The organism is Pseudomonas sp. SDO52101_S400, assembly GCF_054071635.1.
Genome location: NZ_JBSVWF010000007.1, coordinates 40,483 through 61,169 on the forward strand (window position 1 = coordinate 40,483; position 20,687 = coordinate 61,169).

Consider the following 20,687-nt stretch of genomic DNA (forward strand, 5'->3'; position numbering starts at 1 on the left):
CGTTCGGGCAGGACGCCGCTCTGGTCTCCTGCCCGATACTTGCCTAGACTCAACCCATCGGCGACACCCCGCGTTCCGCTTTGTCCTTAAGGCCTTTTGCATGTCTGATCCTCGTTATCAGGTCGATGTCAGTGTCGTAACTCACTATCTGGCAGACCAATCGCAACCCGAGCACGACCGCTTTGCCTTCGCCTACACCATCACCGTGCAGAACAATGGCGAGCAGCCAGCCCGACTGATCTCGCGTCATTGGGTGATCACCGATGGCGACGGGCATGTCGAAGAAGTGCGCGGCGCCGGCGTAGTCGGCCAACAGCCCTTGATCGACGCGGGGCAAAGCCACACCTACAGCAGCGGCACGGTCATGACCACCAAGGTCGGCACCATGCAGGGCAGCTATGAAATGGTCGCCAGCGACGGCAAGCATTTCGACGCAATCATCAAACCCTTCCGCCTCGCCGTTCCCGGAGCCCTGCACTGATGGCGACGTATGCCGTCGGCGACCTGCAAGGTTGCCTCGAACCGCTCAAGTGCCTGCTCAAACAGGTCGCGTTCGACCCGGCCGTGGATCGGTTGTGGCTGGTGGGTGACCTGGTCAACCGTGGCCCGCAGTCGCTGGAAACCCTGCGCTTCCTTTACGGCATGCGTGAATCGCTGGTCTGTGTACTCGGCAATCACGATCTGCACCTGCTGGCGGCGGCAAAAAATATCGAGCGGATGAAAAAGTCCGACACGCTGCGCGAGATTCTCGCAGCGCCGGACTGCGCCGAACTGATGGAATGGCTGCGCCAGCAGAAGCTCATGCACTACGACGAGCAACGCGAAGTCGCCATGGTGCACGCCGGCATCGCGCCGCAATGGTCGCTGCGCAAGGCGATGAAATACGCCGAGGAAGTCGAAACCGCATTGCGCGACGACAACCTGTTCCCGGCCTTCCTCGACGGCATGTATGGCAACGAGCCGGCGAAGTGGGACAGCGAGCTGAAAGGCGTCACCCGCCTTCGGGTCATCACCAACTATTTCACGCGCATGCGCTTTTGCACTGCTGAGGGCAAGCTCGACCTCAAGAGCAAAGAAGGCCTCGACACGGCACCACCGGGCTACAAGCCCTGGTTCCAGCACAAGGAGCGCAAGACCCGTGGCCTGCGGATCATTTTCGGCCACTGGGCGGCGCTGGAAGGCAATGTCCATGAACCGGGCATTTCAGCCCTCGACACCGGTTGCGTGTGGGGCGGCAGCCTGACCCTGATGAACGTCGACAGCTTTGAACGGCTGTCATGCAAATGCGACGAACACGGCGGCGTCCTGCCCCCGGTCGCGCCATTGATCACCGAATCCTCGCCAGTCAGCGCTGCGCGTTAGACTGCGTTTTCAGCCGAGCCACAGGAACCCGCCATGAGCGAATTCAAACGTATCCCCCCGGAACAGGCCCAGGCCCTGCGCGAGCAAGGTGCCGTGGTGGTCGACGTCCGTGACCCAGCCACATTCGCGGCGCTGCACATCAGCGGCTCGAAGCATCTGGACAATCATTCCCTGCACGCCTTCATCCAGGGGGCCGACCTCGATGCTCCGACTGTTGTGGTCTGTTATCACGGCAACTCGAGCCAGGGTGCCGCGGCGTATCTCGTCAGTCAGGGCTTCTCCGACGTCTACAGCATGGACGGCGGCTTCGAGCTGTGGCGTACGACTTTTCCTTCGGAAACCGCGCAAGGCACTTCCGAATAATTTTTTTGTAACGTGCAAGCCCCGGCTCCCGTGGGCTCGCGCGGTGGCAGACGAACGGTCTGCCACAACTAATTACGTATCTCGCCTTTACCTCCTGAATTCCCAACTATCCTTAAGCCCAGGCCATCCAAAACAGGGGAGAGCCGGTACACCGGCGCACGGGTCATCGGGAGTGACTTTCGCGGTTGTCGATCGCGGAGGGGTTCTGGGGGGTAAACAACAGCTGCCTTAGCGGCTGCTTGCCAGCATCGACTGAGTGATCCGGCGTCGGCTCCACGTATCGAGCGAGGTGACGTCATGAGTATCTTTAGCCACTTCCAACAACGCTTCGAGTCCACACGCCAGGAAGAACTCTCGCTGCAAGAGTACCTGGAGCTGTGCAAAAAAGACCGTAGCGCCTACGCGTCCGCTGCCGAACGTCTGTTAATGGCCATCGGCGAACCGGAACTGCTCGACACCTCGACCAACTCGAGGTTGTCGCGAATCTTCTCCAACAAGGTGATCCGCCGCTATCCGGCCTTTGAAGACTTCCACGGGATGGAAGAATGCATCGACCAGATCGTGTCGTATTTCCGCCACGCCGCCCAGGGCCTTGAGGAGAAGAAACAGATCCTCTATCTGCTCGGCCCCGTCGGCGGTGGTAAATCGTCCCTGGCCGAGAAGCTGAAACAGCTCATGGAAAGGGTGCCTTTCTATGCCATCAAGGGTTCTCCGGTCTTCGAATCCCCCCTGGGTCTGTTCAACGCCACCGAAGATGGCGCGATCCTCGAAGAAGACTTTGGCATTCCCCGGCGCTACCTGAACACCATCATGTCGCCATGGGCCACCAAACGCCTGGCCGAATTCGGCGGCGACATTAGCCAGTTCCGCGTGGTCAAACTCTATCCGTCGATCCTCAACCAGATTGCCGTGGCCAAGACCGAACCTGGTGACGAGAACAACCAGGACATCTCGGCGCTGGTCGGCAAGGTCGACATCCGCAAACTCGAGGAGTACCCGCAGAACGACGCCGATGCCTACAGCTACTCGGGCGCGCTGTGCCGCGCCAACCAGGGCTTGATGGAATTCGTCGAAATGTTCAAGGCACCGATCAAGGTGCTGCACCCGTTGCTGACCGCCACCCAGGAAGGCAACTACAACAGTACCGAAGGTCTGGGGGCAATTCCGTTCACCGGGATCCTGCTGGCCCACTCCAACGAGTCGGAGTGGCACACCTTCCGCAACAACAAGAACAACGAAGCCTTCATCGACCGGATCTACATCGTCAAAGTGCCGTACTGCCTGCGGGTCAGCGACGAAGTGAAGATCTACGACAAACTGCTGTTCAACAGCTCCCTGGCCAAGGCCCATTGCGCGCCGGACACCCTGAAGATGCTGGCGCAGTTCACCGTGCTGTCACGCTTGAAGGAGCCGGAAAACTCCAACATCTACTCCAAGATGCGGGTGTACGACGGCGAAAACCTCAAGGACACCGATCCGAAGGCCAAGTCGATTCAGGAATACCGCGACTCTGCGGGCGTCGACGAAGGCATGAACGGCCTGTCGACCCGCTTTGCGTTCAAGATCCTGTCCAAGGTTTTCAACTTCGACCCGCATGAAATCGCCGCCAACCCGGTACACCTGCTCTATGTGCTGGAACAGCAAATCGAACAGGAACAGTTCCAGGCCGAAACCCGCGAGCGCTATCTGCGCTACCTGAAGGAATACCTGGCGCCGCGTTATATCGAATTCATCGGCAAGGAGATCCAGACCGCTTACCTCGAGTCTTACAGCGAGTACGGCCAGAACATCTTCGACCGCTACGTGCTGTATGCGGACTTCTGGATTCAGGATCAGGAATACCGCGATCCGGAAACCGGCGAGATCCTCAACCGCGTCGCCCTCAACGAGGAGCTGGAAAAAATCGAGAAACCGGCCGGCATCAGCAATCCGAAGGATTTCCGCAACGAAATCGTCAACTTCGTACTGCGCGCCCGGGCCAACAACAACGGCAAGAACCCGACCTGGCTCAGCTACGAAAAACTGCGGGTGGTCATCGAGAAGAAAATGTTCTCGAACACCGAGGACCTGCTGCCGGTCATCAGCTTCAATGCCAAGGCCAGCAAAGAGGATCAGCAGAAACACAACGACTTCGTTACACGAATGGTCGAACGCGGCTACACCGACAAACAGGTACGACTGCTCTCCGAGTGGTATCTGCGGGTCAGAAAATCACAGTAAACCGCGGCCGGTCAGACCGGTTGTCGTCAGCCCGAGGCTTGTGTACGCATTTTCTGCTACACAGGCCTCTGGAAGGTGTTCGAAAGGCGGTAGCGAGGTTCAGGCAGCACCCAAAGCGCTTGGGGGAGTGTGTGCGTCCCTTGGCATTCGGTTCAACGCTGCATGACCGCTCGCCCCTTTGCAGGACAGCTTCTAAGGAGCAGTCATGAGCTATGTGATCGACCGACGTCTCAATGGCAAGAACAAGAGCACGGTGAACCGTCAGCGCTTCCTGCGGCGTTACCGTGACCACATCAAGAAGGCTGTCGAAGAGGCGGTCAGCCGGCGCTCCATTACCGACATGGAGCACGGCGAGCAGATCAGTATTCCCGGTCGCGACATCGACGAACCGGTGCTTCACCACGGCCGTGGCGGCAAGCAGACCGTGGTTCATCCCGGCAACAAGGAGTTCACCGCTGGCGAACATATTGCCCGCCCACCGGGAGGCGGCGGCGGTCGCGGACCGGGCAAGGCCGGCAACTCCGGCGAAGGCATGGATGAATTCGTCTTCCAGATCACCCAGGAAGAATTCCTCGAGTTCATGTTCGAAGACCTCGAACTGCCAAACCTGGTAAAACGCAACCTTAGCGGCACTGACACCTTCAAGACGGTCCGCGCCGGGATCAGCAACGAGGGCAATCCGTCCCGGATCAACATCATTCGCACACTGCGCTCGGCCCACGCACGGCGAATCGCGCTGTCCGGCAGCAGCCGCGCCAAACTGCGCGAAGCAAAGGAAGAACTGGCGCGCCTGAAACGCGAAGAACCGGACAACTTCGGTGACATCCAGGATCTCGAAGCCGAAATCGAGAAACTCAGTGCGCGCATCCATCGGGTGCCGTTCCTCGACACCTTCGACCTCAAGTACAACCTGCTGATCAAACAACCGAACCCCAGCTCGAAAGCCGTGATGTTCTGCCTGATGGACGTCTCCGGCTCCATGACCCAGGCGACCAAGGACATCGCCAAACGCTTTTTCATCCTGCTGTACCTGTTTCTCAAGCGGAACTACGACAAGATCGACGTCGTGTTCATCCGCCACCACACCAGCGCCCGGGAAGTGGACGAAGAAGAGTTTTTCTATTCGCGGGAAACCGGCGGCACCATCGTCTCCAGCGCACTTAAACTGATGCAGGAGATCATGGCCGAGCGCTACCCGAGCAACGAATGGAACATCTACGCCGCCCAGGCTTCCGACGGCGACAACTGGAACGACGATTCGCCGATCTGCCGCGACATCCTGATCAACCAGATCATGCCGTTTGTGCAGTACTACACTTACGTAGAGATCACCCCGCGCGAACATCAGGCCCTGTGGTACGAGTACGAACGCATCGCCGAAGCCTTTTCTGACACTTTTGCCCAGCAGCAGCTGGTCTCGGCCGGAGATATCTATCCGGTCTTCCGTGAACTCTTCCAGCGCAGGTTAGTGACATGACCGCCAAAGAGCAGAAGCGCCAACCCATTTCCACAGGCTCCGAATGGACATTCGAGCTGATCCAGACCTATGACCGCGAAATCGCCCGGATCGCGGCCGGGTACGCTCTTGATACCTATCCCAACCAGATTGAAGTGATCACCGCCGAGCAGATGATGGATGCCTACGCGTCGGTCGGCATGCCGCTGGGCTATCACCACTGGTCCTACGGCAAACACTTCCTCAGCACCGAGAAGTCCTATAGCCGCGGGCAGATGGGGCTGGCCTACGAGATCGTGATCAACTCCGATCCGTGCATCGCCTACCTGATGGAAGAAAACACCATCTGCATGCAGGCGCTGGTGGTGGCCCATGCCTGCTACGGCCACAACAGCTTCTTCAAGGGTAACTACCTGTTCCGCACCTGGACCGATGCCAGCTCGATCATCGACTACCTGGTGTTCGCCAAGCAGTACATCATGCAGTGCGAAGAGCGCCATGGCATCGACGCGGTCGAGGACCTGCTCGATTCCTGCCACGCCTTGATGAACTACGGCGTCGATCGCTACAAACGCCCTTATCCGATTTCCGCCGAGGAGGAGCGGCGCCGGCAGAAGGACCGCGAAGAGCATCTGCAGAAGCAGATCAACGACCTGTGGCGAACCATCCCCAAAGGCGCGGACAAATACAGCGACAAGGACAATGCACGCTTCCCGGCCGAGCCTCAGGAAAACATCCTGTATTTCATCGAGAAACACGCGCCGCTGCTGGAACCCTGGCAACGCGAGATCGTGCGGATCGTGCGCAAGATCGCCCAGTATTTCTATCCACAGCGCCAGACCCAGGTGATGAACGAGGGCTGGGCGACATTCTGGCATTACACGCTGATGAACGACCTGTACGACGAAGGGCTGGTCACCGACGGCTTCATGATGGAATTCCTCACGTCCCACACCAGCGTGGTGTTCCAGCCAGGTTTCGACAGCCCCTACTACAACGGCATCAACCCGTACGCACTGGGTTTTGCCATGTACCGCGACATCCGGCGCATGTGCGAAGAGCCGACGGAAGAAGACCGCCGCTGGTTCCCTGAAATAGCCGGCACTGACTGGTTGTCGACCATCAAGTTCGCCATGAGCAGCTTCAAGGATGAGAGTTTCATCCTGCAGTACCTCTCGCCCAAGGTGATCCGCGACCTGAAACTGTTCAGCATCCTCGATGACGACCAGAAGGACGATCTGCTGGTGCCCGCCATTCATGACGAGGGCGGCTACCGGATCATCCGCGAGACCCTGGCCGCACAGTACAACCTCGGCAACCGTGAACCGAACGTGCAGATCTATAGCATCGACCGGCGCGGCGACCGCTCACTGACCCTGCGTCACCAGCAGCACGACCGTAAACCGCTGGGTGATTCCACCGAAGAGGTACTCAAGCATCTGCACCGGTTATGGGGTTTCGACATTCATCTGGAAACCCTGCAGGGCGACCAGATCATGAAAACCCACCATGTACCGCCGCGCAACGAACACGGCGAAGGGGATTACGGTCGGCTCGATCTGGCCGTCATTCATCTTTGATCCCGTTCTGGCCTCCGAAAGTCCGGCGCAAGGGTTATCCTGTCGGGCCAACGGAGGTTTTTTATGCAGATTTACAAGGTCGGCGGCGCAGTACGTGATCGCCTGCTGGGCAAACCGGTCACCGATATCGATTGGGTGGTGGTCGGCGCCACCGCAGAAGAAATGCTCGCCAAAGGGTTTCGCCCGGTAGGCGCGGATTTCCCTGTGTTTCTTCACCCCAAAAGCGGCGAGGAATACGCCCTCGCCCGCACCGAACGCAAGAGCGGTCGCGGTTATGGCGGATTTACCTTTCACGCCAGTCCCGAGGTCACGCTCGAAGAAGACCTGATCCGCCGCGACCTTACGATCAACGCCATGGCTGAGGACGATCAGCAAAACCTGACGGATCCCTATCATGGCCAGCGCGATCTCGAAGATCGCATCCTTCGTCACGTTTCACCCGCGTTCGCCGAAGATCCTCTACGAGTCTTGCGCGTTGCCCGCTTTGCGGCCCGCTATGCAGAGCTTGGTTTCAAGGTTGCACCGGAGACGCTGGAATTGATGCGTCAGCTCAGCGAATCCGGCGAACTGGAGGCCCTGACGGCCGAACGCAGCTGGAAAGAGATTTCCCGTGCCCTGATGGAAAATCAGCCGCAGGTGTTCATTCAGGTATTGCGCGATTGCGGCGCTCTGAAAGTGCTGATGCCGGAGGTCGATGCTCTGTTCGGCGTACCGCAACCCGAAGTCCATCACCCGGAAATCGACAGCGGCATTCACACGCTGAGCGTGCTAGAGCAAGCCGCCCTGCACCAGCAACCATTGACGGTGCGCTGGGCCTGCCTGCTGCACGACCTCGGCAAAGGACTGACTCCGCAGGATGAATGGCCACGGCACATCGCCCATGAGCACAAAGGCCTGAAGCTGATCAAAGCCGTCAACGAACGCTTCAAGGCACCGAAGGATTGTCAGGAACTGGCCTTGCTGGTCGGCCAGTACCACACTCACAGCCATCGTGCGCTGGAGCTGAAGGCGTCAACCTTGCTGGAATTGCTGCAGAGCTTTGATGTTTATCGCCGACCACAACGCTTCGAGGAATTCATTGTGGCGTGCGAGATGGACGCTCGAGGACGCAAGGGACTGGAGCAGCGCAGTTATCCACAGGCAGATTACCTGCGCGGCGCAGCCAGCGCTGCCCGGTGCGTTGCGGTACAACCGCTACTGGAGAAGGGTTACAAGGGCCCTGAACTGGGCGAAGCGCTCAAGCGCGAACGGCTCAAGGCGTTGAAGGCTTACAAGGAATCAGCTTCTTTTTGAGAACACCTGACGCCATCGCGAGGCTGCTCGCGATGGCGTCAGTCAGCTCAATAGATCTGGAGGCGTAAGCTGAATGCCGTGCCATTCAAACCCGACCGGTGCCAACACCTGATCGATTTGCGCTTCGTCCCACAACGCGGCAAAGCTTTTTCCCACGCCTGGATGTACACGATCCGGTGCAATCAGCGACAGCGGCCACAGCACAAAAGCATTTTTCAGAATTTCGGCCCGGGGCAGGATCAGCCCGTCGAAATTGCCTGCCAGCTCGCCGTACAGCAAAACGTCGATATCCAGCGGCAACCCCTTGCGATCCGGGGCGTAGCGACCGTTATCCGCCTCGATGAATTTCAGTCGGCGATCCAGCTCCATCAACGGCAGATCGGTAAACGCCGAGACCACGAAGTTGTAGAAAGGCCCGCTCTTGATCCCCACCGGCTGACTTTCGAACACCGCCGAACAGCGGATATCCACCAGAAAACCGGCCAGGGCATCCAGACCTGCGCGCAAATGGGTTTCGCGCTCGATATTGCTACCGAGCCCGAGATAGACCTGAGTCAGCGACATCCGCGCTCGATCTCCACGCCCACACCACCCTTGGCAGCCGGGACCGCGCCAGGCTTGGTCAGCTTCAGACGCACCCAGGTGATCTTGAATTCGGCCATCAGCACTTCGACCAGACGCTCGGCGAATGTCTCGACCAGTTGGAACTGTGCCTGCTCGGCAAAGGCCTGAATCCGTGTGGAAACACTGGCGTAATCGAGTGCCAGGGTCAGGTCGTCACCGGCAGCAGCCGGGCGATTGTCCCAGGCGAAGCTCAGATCAAGTCGCAGACACTGTCGGATGCCGCGCTCCCAGTCGTAGGCACCGATTACGGTGTCGACTTCCAGGCCCTCGATAAACACTCTGTCCAAGCACTTTTCTCCGCTGCACGACAAGGGCGCAATGCGCCGTTAGAATCAGGGCGTCCTCGCCCGGAATAGTTAGCATGTTTTGGTTACTGGCGATCCTCGCCTACCTGCTCGGCTCGCTGTCCTTCGCCATTTTGCTCAGCCGCCTGACCGGAAATCCGGATCCGCGAATGAGTGGCTCGGGTAATGCCGGTGCCACCAACATGCTGCGCCTGGCCGGTCGCAAACTGGCGATCCTGACCCTGCTGGGTGATCTGTGCAAAGGCCTGCTGCCGGTGCTGATCGCGTCGACAGCGGGTCTTTCGCTGCAGGATCAGGCCTGGATCGGCGTCTGCGCCGTGATCGGTCACCTGTTCCCGCTGTACTTCCGCTTTCGCGGCGGCAAGGGAGTTGCCACGGCGGCCGGTATGCTGCTGGGCCTGTATCCACCTGCCGCGCTGCTGGCCGTGTGCGCCTGGCTGCTGACGTTCTATCTGACCCGCACCAGCTCGCTGGCAGCGCTGATCGCCACGCCCCTGACACTGCCGTTGCTGGCCTGGCAGGAGCCGGAGGCATTGCTGCCAATGAGCACGCTTACACTGCTGATCGTCTGGCGCCACCGGGGCAATCTACGCGACCTGTTTGCCGGGCGCGAACGGCATTTTTAAATACCGCACGTGAGCGCCGCTCATCACAACGCCGACAACTGCTCCATCGGCCAGCGCGCCTGGACGCTGATCGCCAGGCTTTCCTGCTGGCCGGCCTGCAAACGCTGACAACCGGCAAACGCAATCATCGCGCCATTGTCGGTGCAGAATTCGGGACGGGCATAGAACACATCGCCCTTCATGTCGCCGAGCATTTTCTCCAGCGATACACGCAATGCCTTGTTGGCGCTGACGCCGCCAGCGATCACCAGACGCTTCATGCCGGCCTGCTTCAACGCACGCTTGCACTTGATGGTCAAAGTCTCCACCACGGCCTGCTGGAACGCCAGCGCGATGTCGCAACGGGCTTGCTCGCTGTCGTCCCCGGCGCTGACGCATTGCTGCCAGGTATTGAGAGCGAAGGTCTTCAAGCCGCTGAAGCTGAAATCCAGCCCCGGACGATCGCACATCGGACGCGGGAAAGTGAAACGTCCTGCGACGCCCTTCTCTGCCAGCTTGGCGATTTCCGGACCACCCGGATAATTGAGGCCCATCATCTTCGCGGTCTTGTCGAAAGCTTCGCCTGCCGCGTCATCGAGCGTTTCGCCCAGCAGGCTGTATTGGCCGATGCCATCGACCTGAACCAGCTGCGTATGACCACCGGAGACCAACAAAGCGACGAACGGAAACTCCGGCGGTTTTGGCTCCAGCATCGGCGCCAGCAAGTGGCCTTCCATGTGGTGCACACCAAGCGCCGGAATGCCCCAGGCAAACGCCAGCGCCTGGGCGCATGAAGCACCTACCAACAACGCACCGACAAGGCCGGGACCTGCGGTGTAGGCAATAGCGTCGATCTCGGTCGGCACGCAGTCGGCCTCGGCCAACACCTGACGAATCAAGGGCAGCATGCGCTTGACGTGATCGCGCGAGGCCAGCTCCGGCACCACACCGCCGTAGACGCGGTGCAGGTCGATCTGACTGAACAACGCGTCGGCCAGCAGACCGCGTTCGCTGTCGTATAACGCGACGCCGGTTTCGTCGCAGGAGGTTTCTAATCCCAGTACTAGCATGGGTTTGCGCCTTGTTTAGGCTGAATTCGAAGGCGCGCATAATAGTCGCCGATGGATGCCCCGACCAGCGGTTTTCGATCAGAGGCTTTGCATTCCGAGCGTTGAGGGGTTAACATCCGCAACCCTTAAAAACCGACGTCTTCAAGTGCTCTTTTGCCGCGAGGATGTTGACCCCGGTAATGAATGAAGGTAGCTCTGGATGCCAGCCGTCAAAGTTAAAGAGAACGAACCCTTCGACGTAGCTCTGCGTCGTTTCAAGCGCTCCTGCGAAAAAGCCGGTGTACTGGCTGAAGTTCGTAGCCGCGAATTTTACGAGAAGCCAACTTCTGAGCGTAAGCGCAAGGCAGCAGCCGCTGTTAAGCGTCACGCCAAGAAAGTTCAGCGCGAACAGCGCCGCGCCGTTCGTCTGTACTAATACACAGACGATCGTAGCAAGCTTCTGCCAAGCCCGGCCCTCAGCCGGGCTTATGGCATTTGCGTAAAACGCTTGATGCTTCACCGTCGAAGCCGCACACGCGACCGAGACAAATCCGCTTCACCGCGTCAGGCCTGGCTCTTTTGCCAGCGGTGCACGTCTTTTCTGACGAGCCTTTCAAGGCTACTGACGAGCACACCCACTGATTCCTCTTACGACGATCAGCCCAAGGCACCTGCTTGCGTGCCCGTTTCATGAGCTATCCGAGGCCAGCATACCGGCCGTCAGCGGATTCAGCGCAACACTTTCAAATAGTCGAAGACTGATGAGTACTAACGTCAGTGGATTTTCGGCAGATACACTTCCCGACAGCGAATACGTCAACGACACTGGTCGAGCCGCACTTTTCTTGCGCGCCTCACACCATTATCGTCCGGCCGCCCTTCGCATCGGACCTATTACAGCGCAGACGAGAACGCCATGGCCGGGCTGATTCCCCAGAGCTTCATTGACGACCTGCTGAACCGCACCGACATCGTCGACGTGGTCAGCTCGCGCGTGCAACTGAAGAAGGCCGGCAAAAACTACACCGCCTGCTGTCCGTTTCACAAAGAGAAGACCCCATCGTTCAGCGTGAGCCCCGACAAGCAGTTCTATTACTGCTTCGGTTGCGGCGCCGGCGGCAACGCACTGGGTTTTCTCATGGATCACGACAACCTGGACTTCCCCCAAGCTGTCGAGGACCTGGCCAAGGCTGCGGGCATGGAAGTCCCGCGCGAAGAGGGCGGCCGTTCGCACAAACCGCGACAGCCGACTGATTCGCCGCTTTATCCTCTATTGACCGCTGCCGCCGACTTTTACCGCCAGGCGCTCAAGAGCCACCCGGCGCGCAAGGCCGCCGTGGACTACCTCAAGGGCCGCGGCCTGACCGGCGAGATTGCCCGAGACTTCGGCCTGGGTTTTGCCCCGCCGGGCTGGGACAATCTGTTCAAGCACCTGAGCAGCGACACCCTGCAACAGAAGGCCATGATCGACGCCGGCCTGCTGATCGAAAACGCCGAAACCGGCAAACGCTATGATCGTTTCCGTGATCGCGTGATGTTCCCGATCCGCGATACCCGTGGGCGCATCATTGCCTTTGGTGGCCGAGTCCTCGGCGACGACAAGCCGAAATACCTGAACTCACCGGAAACCCCGGTATTCCATAAAGGCCAGGAACTCTACGGCCTTTATGAAGCACGCAAGAACAACCGCAACCTCGACGAAATCATCGTCGTCGAGGGCTACATGGACGTCATCGCCCTGGCCCAGCAAGGCCTGCGCAATGCCGTCGCGACGCTGGGTACAGCCACCAGCGAAGAACACCTGAAACGTCTTTTTCGCGTAGTGCCGAACGTATTGTTCTGCTTTGACGGTGACCAGGCCGGCCGCAACGCCGCATGGCGCGCGCTGGAAGCCACGCTGAGCAGCCTGCAGGACGGTCGCCGCGCGCGATTCCTGTTTCTGCCCGAAGGCGAAGACCCGGACACCTTGATCCGCGCCGAAGGCACTGACGCTTTCCGGGCACGAATCAATCAGCACGCACAACCACTGGCAGACTACTTCTTCCAGCAACTGACCGAAGAGGCCGACCCCCGCTCGCTCGAAGGCAAGGCGCACATGGCCACCCTCGCCGCGCCGTTGATCGACAAGGTGCCGGGCGCCAATCTGCGGATTCTGATGCGCCAGCGCCTGACCGAAATCACCGGCCTGAGCAGCGAAACCGTCAGCCAACTGGCCCAAAATGCACCACAGGAAGCACCGCCAGCCTACGATCCTGGCATCGATTACGACGCAATACCTGACTACAGCGACTACCATCAGCCGCAGGCACAGGCACAGGACATGTATGTGCCGCAGCAGGAATGGACGCCGAAGAAACCCGGCGCCAGCGGCAAGAAATGGGACAAGAAACCCTGGGACAAAAATGGCAAGCGTGGTGGTGATCGCGATCAGCCGCGTGCCCCGCGAGTACCGGCCGCCGTCGAAACACCGATCATGGCCGCCCTGCGCACAGTGATCCACCACCCGCAGCTGGCCCTGAAAGTCGAGACCGCCAGTCATTTCGCGGACGAAGACAATACCAACACCCAGCTTCTGGTGGCCTCGCTGGAAGCCGTACAAAAGAATCCTCAGCTAAACTCTTTTCAGTTGATCTCGCGATGGCACGGCACCGAGCAGGGTCGATTGCTGACCCGCCTTGCAGAAAAGGAGTGGCTGATCAACGGAGAAAACCTTGAACAACAGTTTTTCGACACCATAACTAGCTTGTCAGCCCGCCAGCGCGAGCGAAAGCTGGAACAACTTTCCAGGAAATCACGTCAAAGCGATTTGAGCGCCGAAGAAAAATCTTTGCTGCTCGAGTTGCTTAAAAGGGATGTTCCTGCATCAAACCCGACCTCAACTGGCGCGTGAGGTCATAGCTCAGGTATAATCCTCGGCTTGTTTTTTGCCCGCCAAGACCTTCAGTGGATAGGGTGTTATGTCCGGAAAAGCGCAACAGCAGTCTCGTATTATTGAGTTGATCAAACTGGGTCGTGAGCAGAAGTATCTGACTTACGCCGAGGTCAACGACCACCTGCCCGAGGATATTTCAGATCCTGAGCAGGTGGAAGACATCATCCGCATGATTAACGACATGGGGATCCCCGTACACGAGAGTGCTCCGGATGCGGACGCCCTTATGTTGGCCGACGCCGATACCGACGAGGCCGCTGCGGAAGAAGCAGCCGCTGCGTTGGCAGCGGTGGAGACCGATATCGGTCGCACCACTGACCCAGTGCGCATGTACATGCGTGAAATGGGTACGGTCGAGCTTCTGACTCGTGAAGGCGAAATCGAAATCGCCAAGCGTATCGAAGAGGGCATCCGTGAGGTGATGAGCGCGATCGCGCACTTCCCGGGCACGGTTGACCACATTCTCTCCGAGTACACGCGGGTCACAACCGAAGGCGGTCGCCTGTCCGACGTTCTGAGCGGTTACATCGACCCGGACGATGGCATTACGCCGCCGGCCGCCGAAGTGCCACCGCCAATCGATGCGAAAGCGGCGAAAGCCGACGACGATACCGACGACGATGACGCCGAAGCTTCCGATGACGAAGAAGAAGCCGAAAGCGGTCCGGATCCGGTCATCGCTGCCCAGCGTTTCGGCGCCGTGGCTGACCAGATGGAAATCACCCGCAAGGCGCTGAAAAAGCACGGTCGCCACAACAAGGCAGCCGTTGCCGAGTTGCTGGCCCTGGCCGAGCTGTTCATGCCGATCAAACTGGTGCCGAAGCAATTCGAAGCCCTGGTCGAGCGTGTTCGCAGCGCCCTGGATCGCCTGCGTCAGCAAGAGCGCGCGATCATGCAATTGTGCGTACGTGATGCACGTATGCCGCGTGCCGACTTCCTGCGCCAGTTCCCGGGCAACGAAGTCGACGAAAGCTGGTCTGACGCCCTGGCCAAAGGCAAGAGCAAGTACGCCGAAGCCATTGCCCGTGTGCAACCGGATATCATCCGTTGCCAGCAAAAGCTGACCGCGCTGGAAACCGAAACCGGTTTGACCATCGCCGAGATCAAGGACATCAACCGTCGCATGTCGATCGGTGAGGCGAAAGCCCGCCGCGCGAAGAAAGAGATGGTTGAAGCGAACTTGCGTCTGGTGATCTCCATCGCCAAGAAGTACACCAACCGCGGCCTGCAATTCCTCGATCTGATCCAGGAAGGCAACATCGGCTTGATGAAAGCGGTGGACAAGTTCGAATACCGTCGTGGTTACAAGTTCTCGACTTATGCCACCTGGTGGATCCGTCAGGCGATCACTCGCTCGATCGCCGACCAGGCCCGCACCATTCGTATTCCGGTGCACATGATCGAGACGATCAACAAGCTCAACCGTATTTCCCGCCAGATGTTGCAGGAAATGGGTCGCGAACCGACCCCGGAAGAGCTGGGTGAGCGCATGGAGATGCCTGAGGACAAGATCCGCAAGGTATTGAAGATCGCCAAAGAGCCGATCTCCATGGAAACCCCGATCGGTGATGACGAAGACTCCCATCTGGGTGACTTCATCGAAGACTCGACCATGCAGTCGCCAATCGATGTCGCCACTGTCGAGAGCCTGAAAGAAGCGACTCGCGAAGTACTGTCCGGCCTTACTGCCCGTGAAGCCAAGGTACTGCGCATGCGTTTCGGTATCGACATGAACACCGACCACACGCTCGAAGAAGTTGGCAAACAGTTTGACGTGACCCGCGAGCGGATCCGTCAGATCGAAGCCAAGGCGCTGCGCAAGCTGCGCCATCCGACGCGAAGCGAGCATCTGCGCTCCTTCCTCGACGAGTGACACCAGAACCCCCGGCCCAGGCCGGGGGTTTTGTTTTTAGAGCAGATTAATTACCTCGCATCGCCCTTCCCCCGCGCACAGCCCGTCTACACTCGAAACATTCCCCCGAGCCATAACGAGACCGTTATGCCCAGACTGGCGTCCGTGCTTTTTTTGCTGTCACTGATGATCTGGACCGCAACGGCTGACGCGCTGACTCTGACCGATGAAGAACGTAGCTGGCTGGCGGCTCACCCGGACTTGCGCCTGGGTGTCGATGCGTCGTGGCCACCTTTCGAATTTCGGGATGACCAGAACCGTTATCAGGGACTGGCGGCGGACTATATCGACGTGATCCGTCAGCGTCTGACGATCAAACTCACTCCAATCGAACCGTCGAGCTGGACAGAGGTGCTTGCACAGGTGAAAAGCGGCAAGATCGATCTGCTTCCAGGCATCATGTCCACACCGGAGCGCCAAAATTACCTGTCCTTCACCCGCCCCTACCTCGACTTTCCGATCGTCATCCTCGCCCACGTCGGCGGCCCGCAACCACGCAAGATCGAGGATCTGTACGGTCTAAAGATCGCCGTCGTCGAGAACTACGCACCGCACGAATTGCTGCGTACCCACCATCCCGACCTGAATCTGGTCGCCATGCCGAATGTCAGCTCGGCCCTGCAGGCCCTGGCCACCGACGAAGTAGACGCAGTAGTCGGTGATCTGGCCTCCAGCGTCTGGAGCCTTCGCCAACTCAAACTCGACGGACTGTATGTCAGCGGCGAAACCCCGTATCGCTATCAACTGGCAATGGGGGTGCCTCGGGACAACAAAATGCTGGTGAGCATCCTGGATAAAGTCCTGGCCGACATGTCCCCGGAAGAAATCAGCAGCATCCAGGAACACTGGGTAGGTAACGTCCTCGATCATCGGACATTCTGGTCGGATCTTCTGGTCTACGGTCTGCCTGGCCTGTTGCTGCTGGTGATCATCCTGGCAGTGGTGATCCGCATCAATCGCCGCTTGAGCTCGGAAATCGCCAGGCGGATCGACCTCGAACAGGAACTGCGCAGCAGCGAATACCACTATCGCGGACTCGTGGAGAGCCTGTCGGCCATTGCCTGGGAAGCGCGAATCAGCGATTTCACCTATAGCTACGTTTCTCCCCATGCCGAGGATCTGCTCGGCTATCCACTGTCGCACTGGCTGATTCCGGGCTTCTGGCGCAACATCATCCACCCGGCAGACCTGACACGCGCGCAAAGTTTCTGCGATCACGAAGTGCTCGCCGGGCGCGATCACAGCCTCGATTACCGGGTCATCACCGCTGACGGTCGTTGCTTGTGGGTGCGCGACATTGTCAGCCTGATAGAGCACGGCCACGAGCCGGTCATGCGTGGCCTGATGATCGACATCAGCGAAACCAAGCGCACCGAAGAAGCACTGCGCCTGTCGGAGCAGAAATTCGCCTCAGTGTTCCAGCAATGCCCGGACATCCTGGTGATTGCACGGCTGTCAGACGGCTGTCTGCTGGAGGTCAACGAAGCCTTTGAAGAGCAGATCGGACTGAAAGCCGAAGAAGTCATCGGCCAGACCGCCACCGAACTCAATATCTGGGGCATTCCCGGTGTCGGGCCGGGTCTGCTTCAGCGCCTGCAGGCCGGCAGCATTCGCAACCTGGAGATGCCCTTTCGTCGCAACAATGGGCAGGTGTTCACCGGGCTGATTTCCGCCGAACCGTTCGAACTCGACACGACACCGGCACTGGTCGTAGTGGTGCGCGATATTTCCCAGCTCAAGGAAACCCAGCAACAACTGCAAACCTCCGAAGAGAAGTTCGCCAAGGCCTTCCACGCCTCACCGGATGGCCTGCTGCTGTCGCGCCAAAGCGATGGCCTGCTGCTGGAAGTCAACGAAGGCTTCAGCCGAATCACCGGTTTCAACAGCGCCATGTCGGTGGATCGTTCGGCGCTGGACCTTGGAATCTGGGTCAACCTCAACGAACGCAAACAGATGCTAGATCTGCTGCACCGTGATGGTTTCGTCCGCGATTTCACCTGCCATATTCGCCGCAGCGACGGACAGATACGCCTCTGCGAAGTGTCCAGCCGTCCACTGCCGATCGGCGACGAAGACTGCATGCTGACCATCGCCCGGGACATCACCGAGCGCCACCTGATGCAGGAAAAACTTCAACAGGCCGCAACCGTATTCGAGAGCACAGCTGAAGGCGTACTGATTACCGACACTCAACAGCACATCAGTGCAGTGAACCGCGCGTTCACCGAAATAACCGGCTACAGCGAAAGCGAGGCGCTCGGCCATACCCCGCGCCTGCTGGCTTCCGGGCTGCACGACAGCGCGTTTTACGCGGCGATGTGGCATCAGTTGACCGACGAAGGCCACTGGCAAGGGGAGATTTCCAACCGGCGCAAGAATGGCGAGTTGTACCCCAGCTGGCTGACCATCAGCGCCGTGCGCAATCGCGACAGGTTCATCACCCACTTCGTCGCGGTATTCGCCGACATTTCCAGCCTCAAGCACGCCCAGGCCAAGCTCGACTATCAGGCCCATCATGACCCGCTGACCGGCCTGCCAAACCGCACGCTGTTTGAAAGCCGCCTGCTGACGGCATTGAACGGCCAGCAGGAAAACGGTGGTCTGGGTGCGGTGTTGTTCCTCGACCTCGACCGCTTCAAGCACATCAACGACAGCCTCGGACACCCGGTTGGCGACCTGCTGCTCAAGGGCATCGCCGTACGCCTCAAAGAGCAACTGCGCGATATCGATACCGTGGCGCGGCTGGGGGGCGACGAATTCATCATCCTGCTGCCCGGCCTGCAACAGGCCGGTGATGCCGACAACATTGCCACCAAACTGCTGAACTGCTTCGGCGCACCGTTCCAGGCGGGCGAGCACGAGTTTTTCATCAGCGCCAGCATCGGCACCAGCCTCTATCCCCGTGACGGCTGCGACGTCGCCACCCTGATCAAGAATGCCGATGCGGCGATGTACCGATCCAAGGCCAAGGGCCGCAACCGTGTCGAAAGCTACACCCGCGACCTCACCGCCCAGGCCAGCGAACGGGTGGCGCTGGAACATGAACTGCGCCGGGCCATCGAGCGCGAAGAGCTGTACCTCTACTACCAGCCGAAAATCAGCCTCGACGATCACAGCCTGGTCGGTGCCGAAGCCCTGATCCGCTGGCGTCACCCGACCTTTGGCGAAGTGCCGCCGGAGCATTTCATACCGCTGGCGGAAGAGAACGGCATGATTCTGCAAATCGGCGACTGGGTACTCGAAACGGCCTGCCGACAAATGTTCGAATGGGGCCAGATCTACGAGTCCCTCGGCCCGCTCTCGGTCAACCTCGCCGGCGCACAATTGCGTCAGCCGAATCTGCTGGGACGCATCGAGCAACTGCTCAAGGACAACCGCCTCAGGCCGGATTTACTGCAACTGGAAATTACCGAAAACTTCATCATGAGCCAGGCTGAAGAGGCGCTGGCTGTGCTGCACCAGCTCAAACACCTCGGCGTGCAACTGGCCATCGACGACTTCGGCACCGGTTATTCCTCGCTGAGCTACCTCAAGCGCCTGCCGCTGGACATCCTCAAGATCGATCAGTCTTTCGTCCGCGGCCTGCCCGACGATCCGCACGACGCGGCGATTGTCCGCGCCATCATCGCCCTGGGCCGCAGCATGCAATTCACCGTGATCGCCGAAGGCGTGGAAACCCAGGCCCAACAACAATTCCTCGCCACCGAAGGCTGTGAACAGATCCAGGGCTACATCGTCAGCCTGCCGCTGCCCCCCGAGGAATTCGCCGCAACGTTTCTTCGTATAGCCGTATCAGATTTTTCGGATAGCACAGCCGAGAAACCGTCGCTATAATCCGCGGCCTACTGAGGGCCTATAGCTCAGTTGGTTAGAGCAGAGGACTCATAATCCTTTGGTCCACGGTTCAAGTCCGTGTGGGCCCACCAAACATGAAAAAGCCGCGCATATGTGCGGCTTTTTTTCGCCTTTCGTTTGGCGATTTCGGTCGTTACAAGCGCAATATTCGGAAGACTACCGCAAGGTCTGTAGGTAATTTCCCAAGCGGTGTTTTCACTCAGTTTTCAGCCTTGTCGGCCTTTTCTCCGAGCGAGTAATCTCCGGGCGCCGCTGTTCGCCAAGGATTACTTTCATGCTCGTGAATGCTGCGCCACTGATAAAAGAATCAGGTGGCCAACAAACATGGATCGACTTAGCTTTGCCCGACCTGCGAACACTGGCCAGGGAGCTTCGCTCGGCCGCAATTGATGAAGTGAAAAGGGCAGACGATGCGCAAGGAGCCCTCAGGATTCTCCTGGCTCACTTCGGATTCATCGATGAGGCGTTGCTCGCAGTCACCATCCTCACCCCGATCGGAAACGTTGCGGTCATGAGGGACAAACTCGCCCACATCGTCGAAAAACGCGCTGACTCACGAGAGCGCTACGTTCGGCATGCGATTGATACGCTGACGGGACCGTTTGAAATATGGAGAGTGCTGTACGACAACGGCGGATACCGCATGGCCTTCATCAATGCCTACGAGGCAAAGAATGACATGCTCGTGGTGGTAGATGTCAGGCACGGACATGTCCTGTGGAACTTCATGCATGCCCCGGCAAGAGCGATGAACAAGCACCGCCAGGGCGAACTTCTCTACAAGAGATACGTTCTTCAGGACAAACAAAAAGGGGAGCCTGTTGGCTCCCCTCGAATATTTGAATCCTGATATTGGCATCCTCAGGAAATGGGATGAAGAGGTCTCACCTTACACCGATGTTGCAGCATCGCTGAGGTACCTACGTCTGCTGAAGCCCTGCAAGGCAGCAGATTTCGCGCTCTTGAGGCCATTTTTGATAAAGGAAGCAGGCAAGTCAAATTATTTGTCTGTTCTTTTGTATCAGTAAAATCCCCCGATCCGGTGACTGCCTAATCCCCCGCCGCTCTATCAGCGCTCACAAGCGCCCCGCCTGGCGAGCCTGTAACATGCGACCCCATTGATCCGTACTG

At 58.9% G+C, this 20,687-nt stretch carries 16 protein-coding genes and 1 tRNA gene; 14 read left to right on the top strand and 3 right to left on the bottom strand.

Annotated features, from left to right (window positions below):
- The first annotated feature begins 100 nt into the window (after positions 1-100).
- The 7 genes from apaG to ACW9HX_RS05125 all read left to right on the top strand — a co-directional run bounded on the left by apaG (position 101) and on the right by ACW9HX_RS05125 (position 8,274).
- Complete coding sequence (apaG, locus tag ACW9HX_RS05095; RefSeq protein ID WP_457379733.1) at positions 101-481, top strand: Co2+/Mg2+ efflux protein ApaG; 381 nt, start codon at positions 101-103, stop codon at positions 479-481.
- A complete protein-coding gene (locus tag ACW9HX_RS05100) occupies positions 481-1,362 on the top strand; it encodes a symmetrical bis(5'-nucleosyl)-tetraphosphatase (protein ID WP_457379734.1) in 882 nt (293 codons plus the stop codon). The genes apaG and ACW9HX_RS05100 overlap by 1 nt, the downstream gene beginning before the upstream one ends.
- 33 nt (positions 1,363-1,395) lie before the next feature.
- Positions 1,396-1,725 carry a thiosulfate sulfurtransferase GlpE gene (gene glpE / locus ACW9HX_RS05105; protein WP_007959911.1) on the top strand — a complete coding sequence of 110 codons (330 nt, stop codon included), beginning with the start codon at positions 1,396-1,398 and terminating at the stop codon, positions 1,723-1,725.
- A gap of 297 nt (positions 1,726-2,022) precedes the next feature.
- Positions 2,023-3,945, top strand: a complete 1,923-nt coding sequence (locus ACW9HX_RS05110) for a PrkA family serine protein kinase (protein WP_096817891.1) — start codon at positions 2,023-2,025, stop codon at positions 3,943-3,945.
- 205 nt (positions 3,946-4,150) lie between these two features.
- Complete coding sequence (locus tag ACW9HX_RS05115; RefSeq protein ID WP_201136428.1) at positions 4,151-5,422, top strand: YeaH/YhbH family protein; 1,272 nt, start codon at positions 4,151-4,153, stop codon at positions 5,420-5,422.
- The gene (locus ACW9HX_RS05120) at positions 5,419-6,981 is read left to right on the top strand and encodes a SpoVR family protein (RefSeq protein WP_457379735.1); all 1,563 of its coding nucleotides are present in this window, start codon (positions 5,419-5,421) and stop codon (positions 6,979-6,981) included. The genes ACW9HX_RS05115 and ACW9HX_RS05120 overlap by 4 nt, the downstream gene beginning before the upstream one ends.
- A gap of 63 nt (positions 6,982-7,044) precedes the next feature.
- A complete protein-coding gene (locus tag ACW9HX_RS05125) occupies positions 7,045-8,274 on the top strand; it encodes a multifunctional CCA addition/repair protein (RefSeq protein WP_457379736.1) in 1,230 nt (409 codons plus the stop codon).
- Positions 8,275-8,316: 42 nt separating this feature from the next.
- Here ACW9HX_RS05125 and folK read toward each other — a convergent pair whose 3' ends face one another.
- Positions 8,317-8,838, bottom strand: coding sequence for a 2-amino-4-hydroxy-6-hydroxymethyldihydropteridine diphosphokinase (folK, locus tag ACW9HX_RS05130; protein WP_457379737.1), 522 nt, complete (start codon positions 8,836-8,838; stop codon positions 8,317-8,319).
- The gene (folB, locus tag ACW9HX_RS05135) at positions 8,829-9,185 is read right to left on the bottom strand and encodes a dihydroneopterin aldolase (protein ID WP_016772885.1); all 357 of its coding nucleotides are present in this window, start codon (positions 9,183-9,185) and stop codon (positions 8,829-8,831) included. Before folB ends, folK begins: the two co-directional genes overlap by 10 nt.
- A 74-nt stretch (positions 9,186-9,259) precedes the next feature.
- Between folB and plsY the strand changes: the two genes are divergently transcribed.
- Positions 9,260-9,829, top strand: coding sequence for a glycerol-3-phosphate 1-O-acyltransferase PlsY (gene plsY / locus ACW9HX_RS05140; RefSeq protein ID WP_457379738.1), 570 nt, complete (start codon positions 9,260-9,262; stop codon positions 9,827-9,829).
- Positions 9,830-9,852: 23 nt separating this feature from the next.
- Here plsY and tsaD read toward each other — a convergent pair whose 3' ends face one another.
- Positions 9,853-10,878, bottom strand: coding sequence for a tRNA (adenosine(37)-N6)-threonylcarbamoyltransferase complex transferase subunit TsaD (gene tsaD, locus ACW9HX_RS05145; protein ID WP_039768071.1), 1,026 nt, complete (start codon positions 10,876-10,878; stop codon positions 9,853-9,855).
- A 199-nt stretch (positions 10,879-11,077) separates the two neighbouring features.
- Between tsaD and rpsU the strand changes: the two genes are divergently transcribed.
- The 6 genes from rpsU to ACW9HX_RS05175 all read left to right on the top strand — a co-directional run bounded on the left by rpsU (position 11,078) and on the right by ACW9HX_RS05175 (position 20,406).
- Positions 11,078-11,293: a 30S ribosomal protein S21 gene (rpsU, locus tag ACW9HX_RS05150; protein WP_002551877.1), complete on the top strand. Its 216-nt coding sequence runs from the start codon at positions 11,078-11,080 to the stop codon at positions 11,291-11,293.
- A gap of 480 nt (positions 11,294-11,773) precedes the next feature.
- On the top strand, positions 11,774-13,747 hold the full coding sequence (dnaG, locus tag ACW9HX_RS05155) for a DNA primase (RefSeq protein ID WP_457379739.1): 1,974 nt from the start codon (positions 11,774-11,776) through the stop codon (positions 13,745-13,747).
- 67 nt (positions 13,748-13,814) lie between these two features.
- On the top strand, positions 13,815-15,662 hold the full coding sequence (gene rpoD / locus ACW9HX_RS05160) for an RNA polymerase sigma factor RpoD (protein ID WP_457379740.1): 1,848 nt from the start codon (positions 13,815-13,817) through the stop codon (positions 15,660-15,662).
- Between the two features lie 126 nt (positions 15,663-15,788).
- Complete coding sequence (locus tag ACW9HX_RS05165) at positions 15,789-19,535, top strand: bifunctional diguanylate cyclase/phosphodiesterase (RefSeq protein WP_457379741.1); 3,747 nt, start codon at positions 15,789-15,791, stop codon at positions 19,533-19,535.
- 15 nt (positions 19,536-19,550) lie between these two features.
- Positions 19,551-19,627, top strand: a tRNA-Ile gene (locus ACW9HX_RS05170).
- Between the two features lie 203 nt (positions 19,628-19,830).
- Positions 19,831-20,406: a PBECR2 nuclease fold domain-containing protein gene (locus tag ACW9HX_RS05175; RefSeq protein ID WP_457379742.1), complete on the top strand. Its 576-nt coding sequence runs from the start codon at positions 19,831-19,833 to the stop codon at positions 20,404-20,406.
- The last annotated feature ends 281 nt before the right edge of the window (positions 20,407-20,687 follow it).

Bases quoted from the DNA above. Each gene is read 5' to 3' on its own strand.
- apaG (WP_457379733.1), top strand. From the start codon at position 101: ATGTCTGATCCTCGTTATCAGGTCGATGTCAGTGTCGTAACTCACTAT.
- ACW9HX_RS05100 (WP_457379734.1), top strand. From the start codon at position 481: ATGGCGACGTATGCCGTCGGCGACCTGCAAGGTTGCCTCGAACCGCTC.
- glpE (WP_007959911.1), top strand. From the start codon at position 1,396: ATGAGCGAATTCAAACGTATCCCCCCGGAACAGGCCCAGGCCCTGCGC.
- ACW9HX_RS05110 (WP_096817891.1), top strand. From the start codon at position 2,023: ATGAGTATCTTTAGCCACTTCCAACAACGCTTCGAGTCCACACGCCAG.
- ACW9HX_RS05115 (WP_201136428.1), top strand. From the start codon at position 4,151: ATGAGCTATGTGATCGACCGACGTCTCAATGGCAAGAACAAGAGCACG.
- ACW9HX_RS05120 (WP_457379735.1), top strand. From the start codon at position 5,419: ATGACCGCCAAAGAGCAGAAGCGCCAACCCATTTCCACAGGCTCCGAA.
- ACW9HX_RS05125 (WP_457379736.1), top strand. From the start codon at position 7,045: ATGCAGATTTACAAGGTCGGCGGCGCAGTACGTGATCGCCTGCTGGGC.
- folK (WP_457379737.1), bottom strand. From the start codon at position 8,838: ATGTCGCTGACTCAGGTCTATCTCGGGCTCGGTAGCAATATCGAGCGC.
- plsY (WP_457379738.1), top strand. From the start codon at position 9,260: ATGTTTTGGTTACTGGCGATCCTCGCCTACCTGCTCGGCTCGCTGTCC.
- tsaD (WP_039768071.1), bottom strand. From the start codon at position 10,878: ATGCTAGTACTGGGATTAGAAACCTCCTGCGACGAAACCGGCGTCGCG.
- rpsU (WP_002551877.1), top strand. From the start codon at position 11,078: ATGCCAGCCGTCAAAGTTAAAGAGAACGAACCCTTCGACGTAGCTCTG.
- dnaG (WP_457379739.1), top strand. From the start codon at position 11,774: ATGGCCGGGCTGATTCCCCAGAGCTTCATTGACGACCTGCTGAACCGC.
- rpoD (WP_457379740.1), top strand. From the start codon at position 13,815: ATGTCCGGAAAAGCGCAACAGCAGTCTCGTATTATTGAGTTGATCAAA.
- ACW9HX_RS05165 (WP_457379741.1), top strand. From the start codon at position 15,789: ATGCCCAGACTGGCGTCCGTGCTTTTTTTGCTGTCACTGATGATCTGG.
- ACW9HX_RS05175 (WP_457379742.1), top strand. From the start codon at position 19,831: ATGCTCGTGAATGCTGCGCCACTGATAAAAGAATCAGGTGGCCAACAA.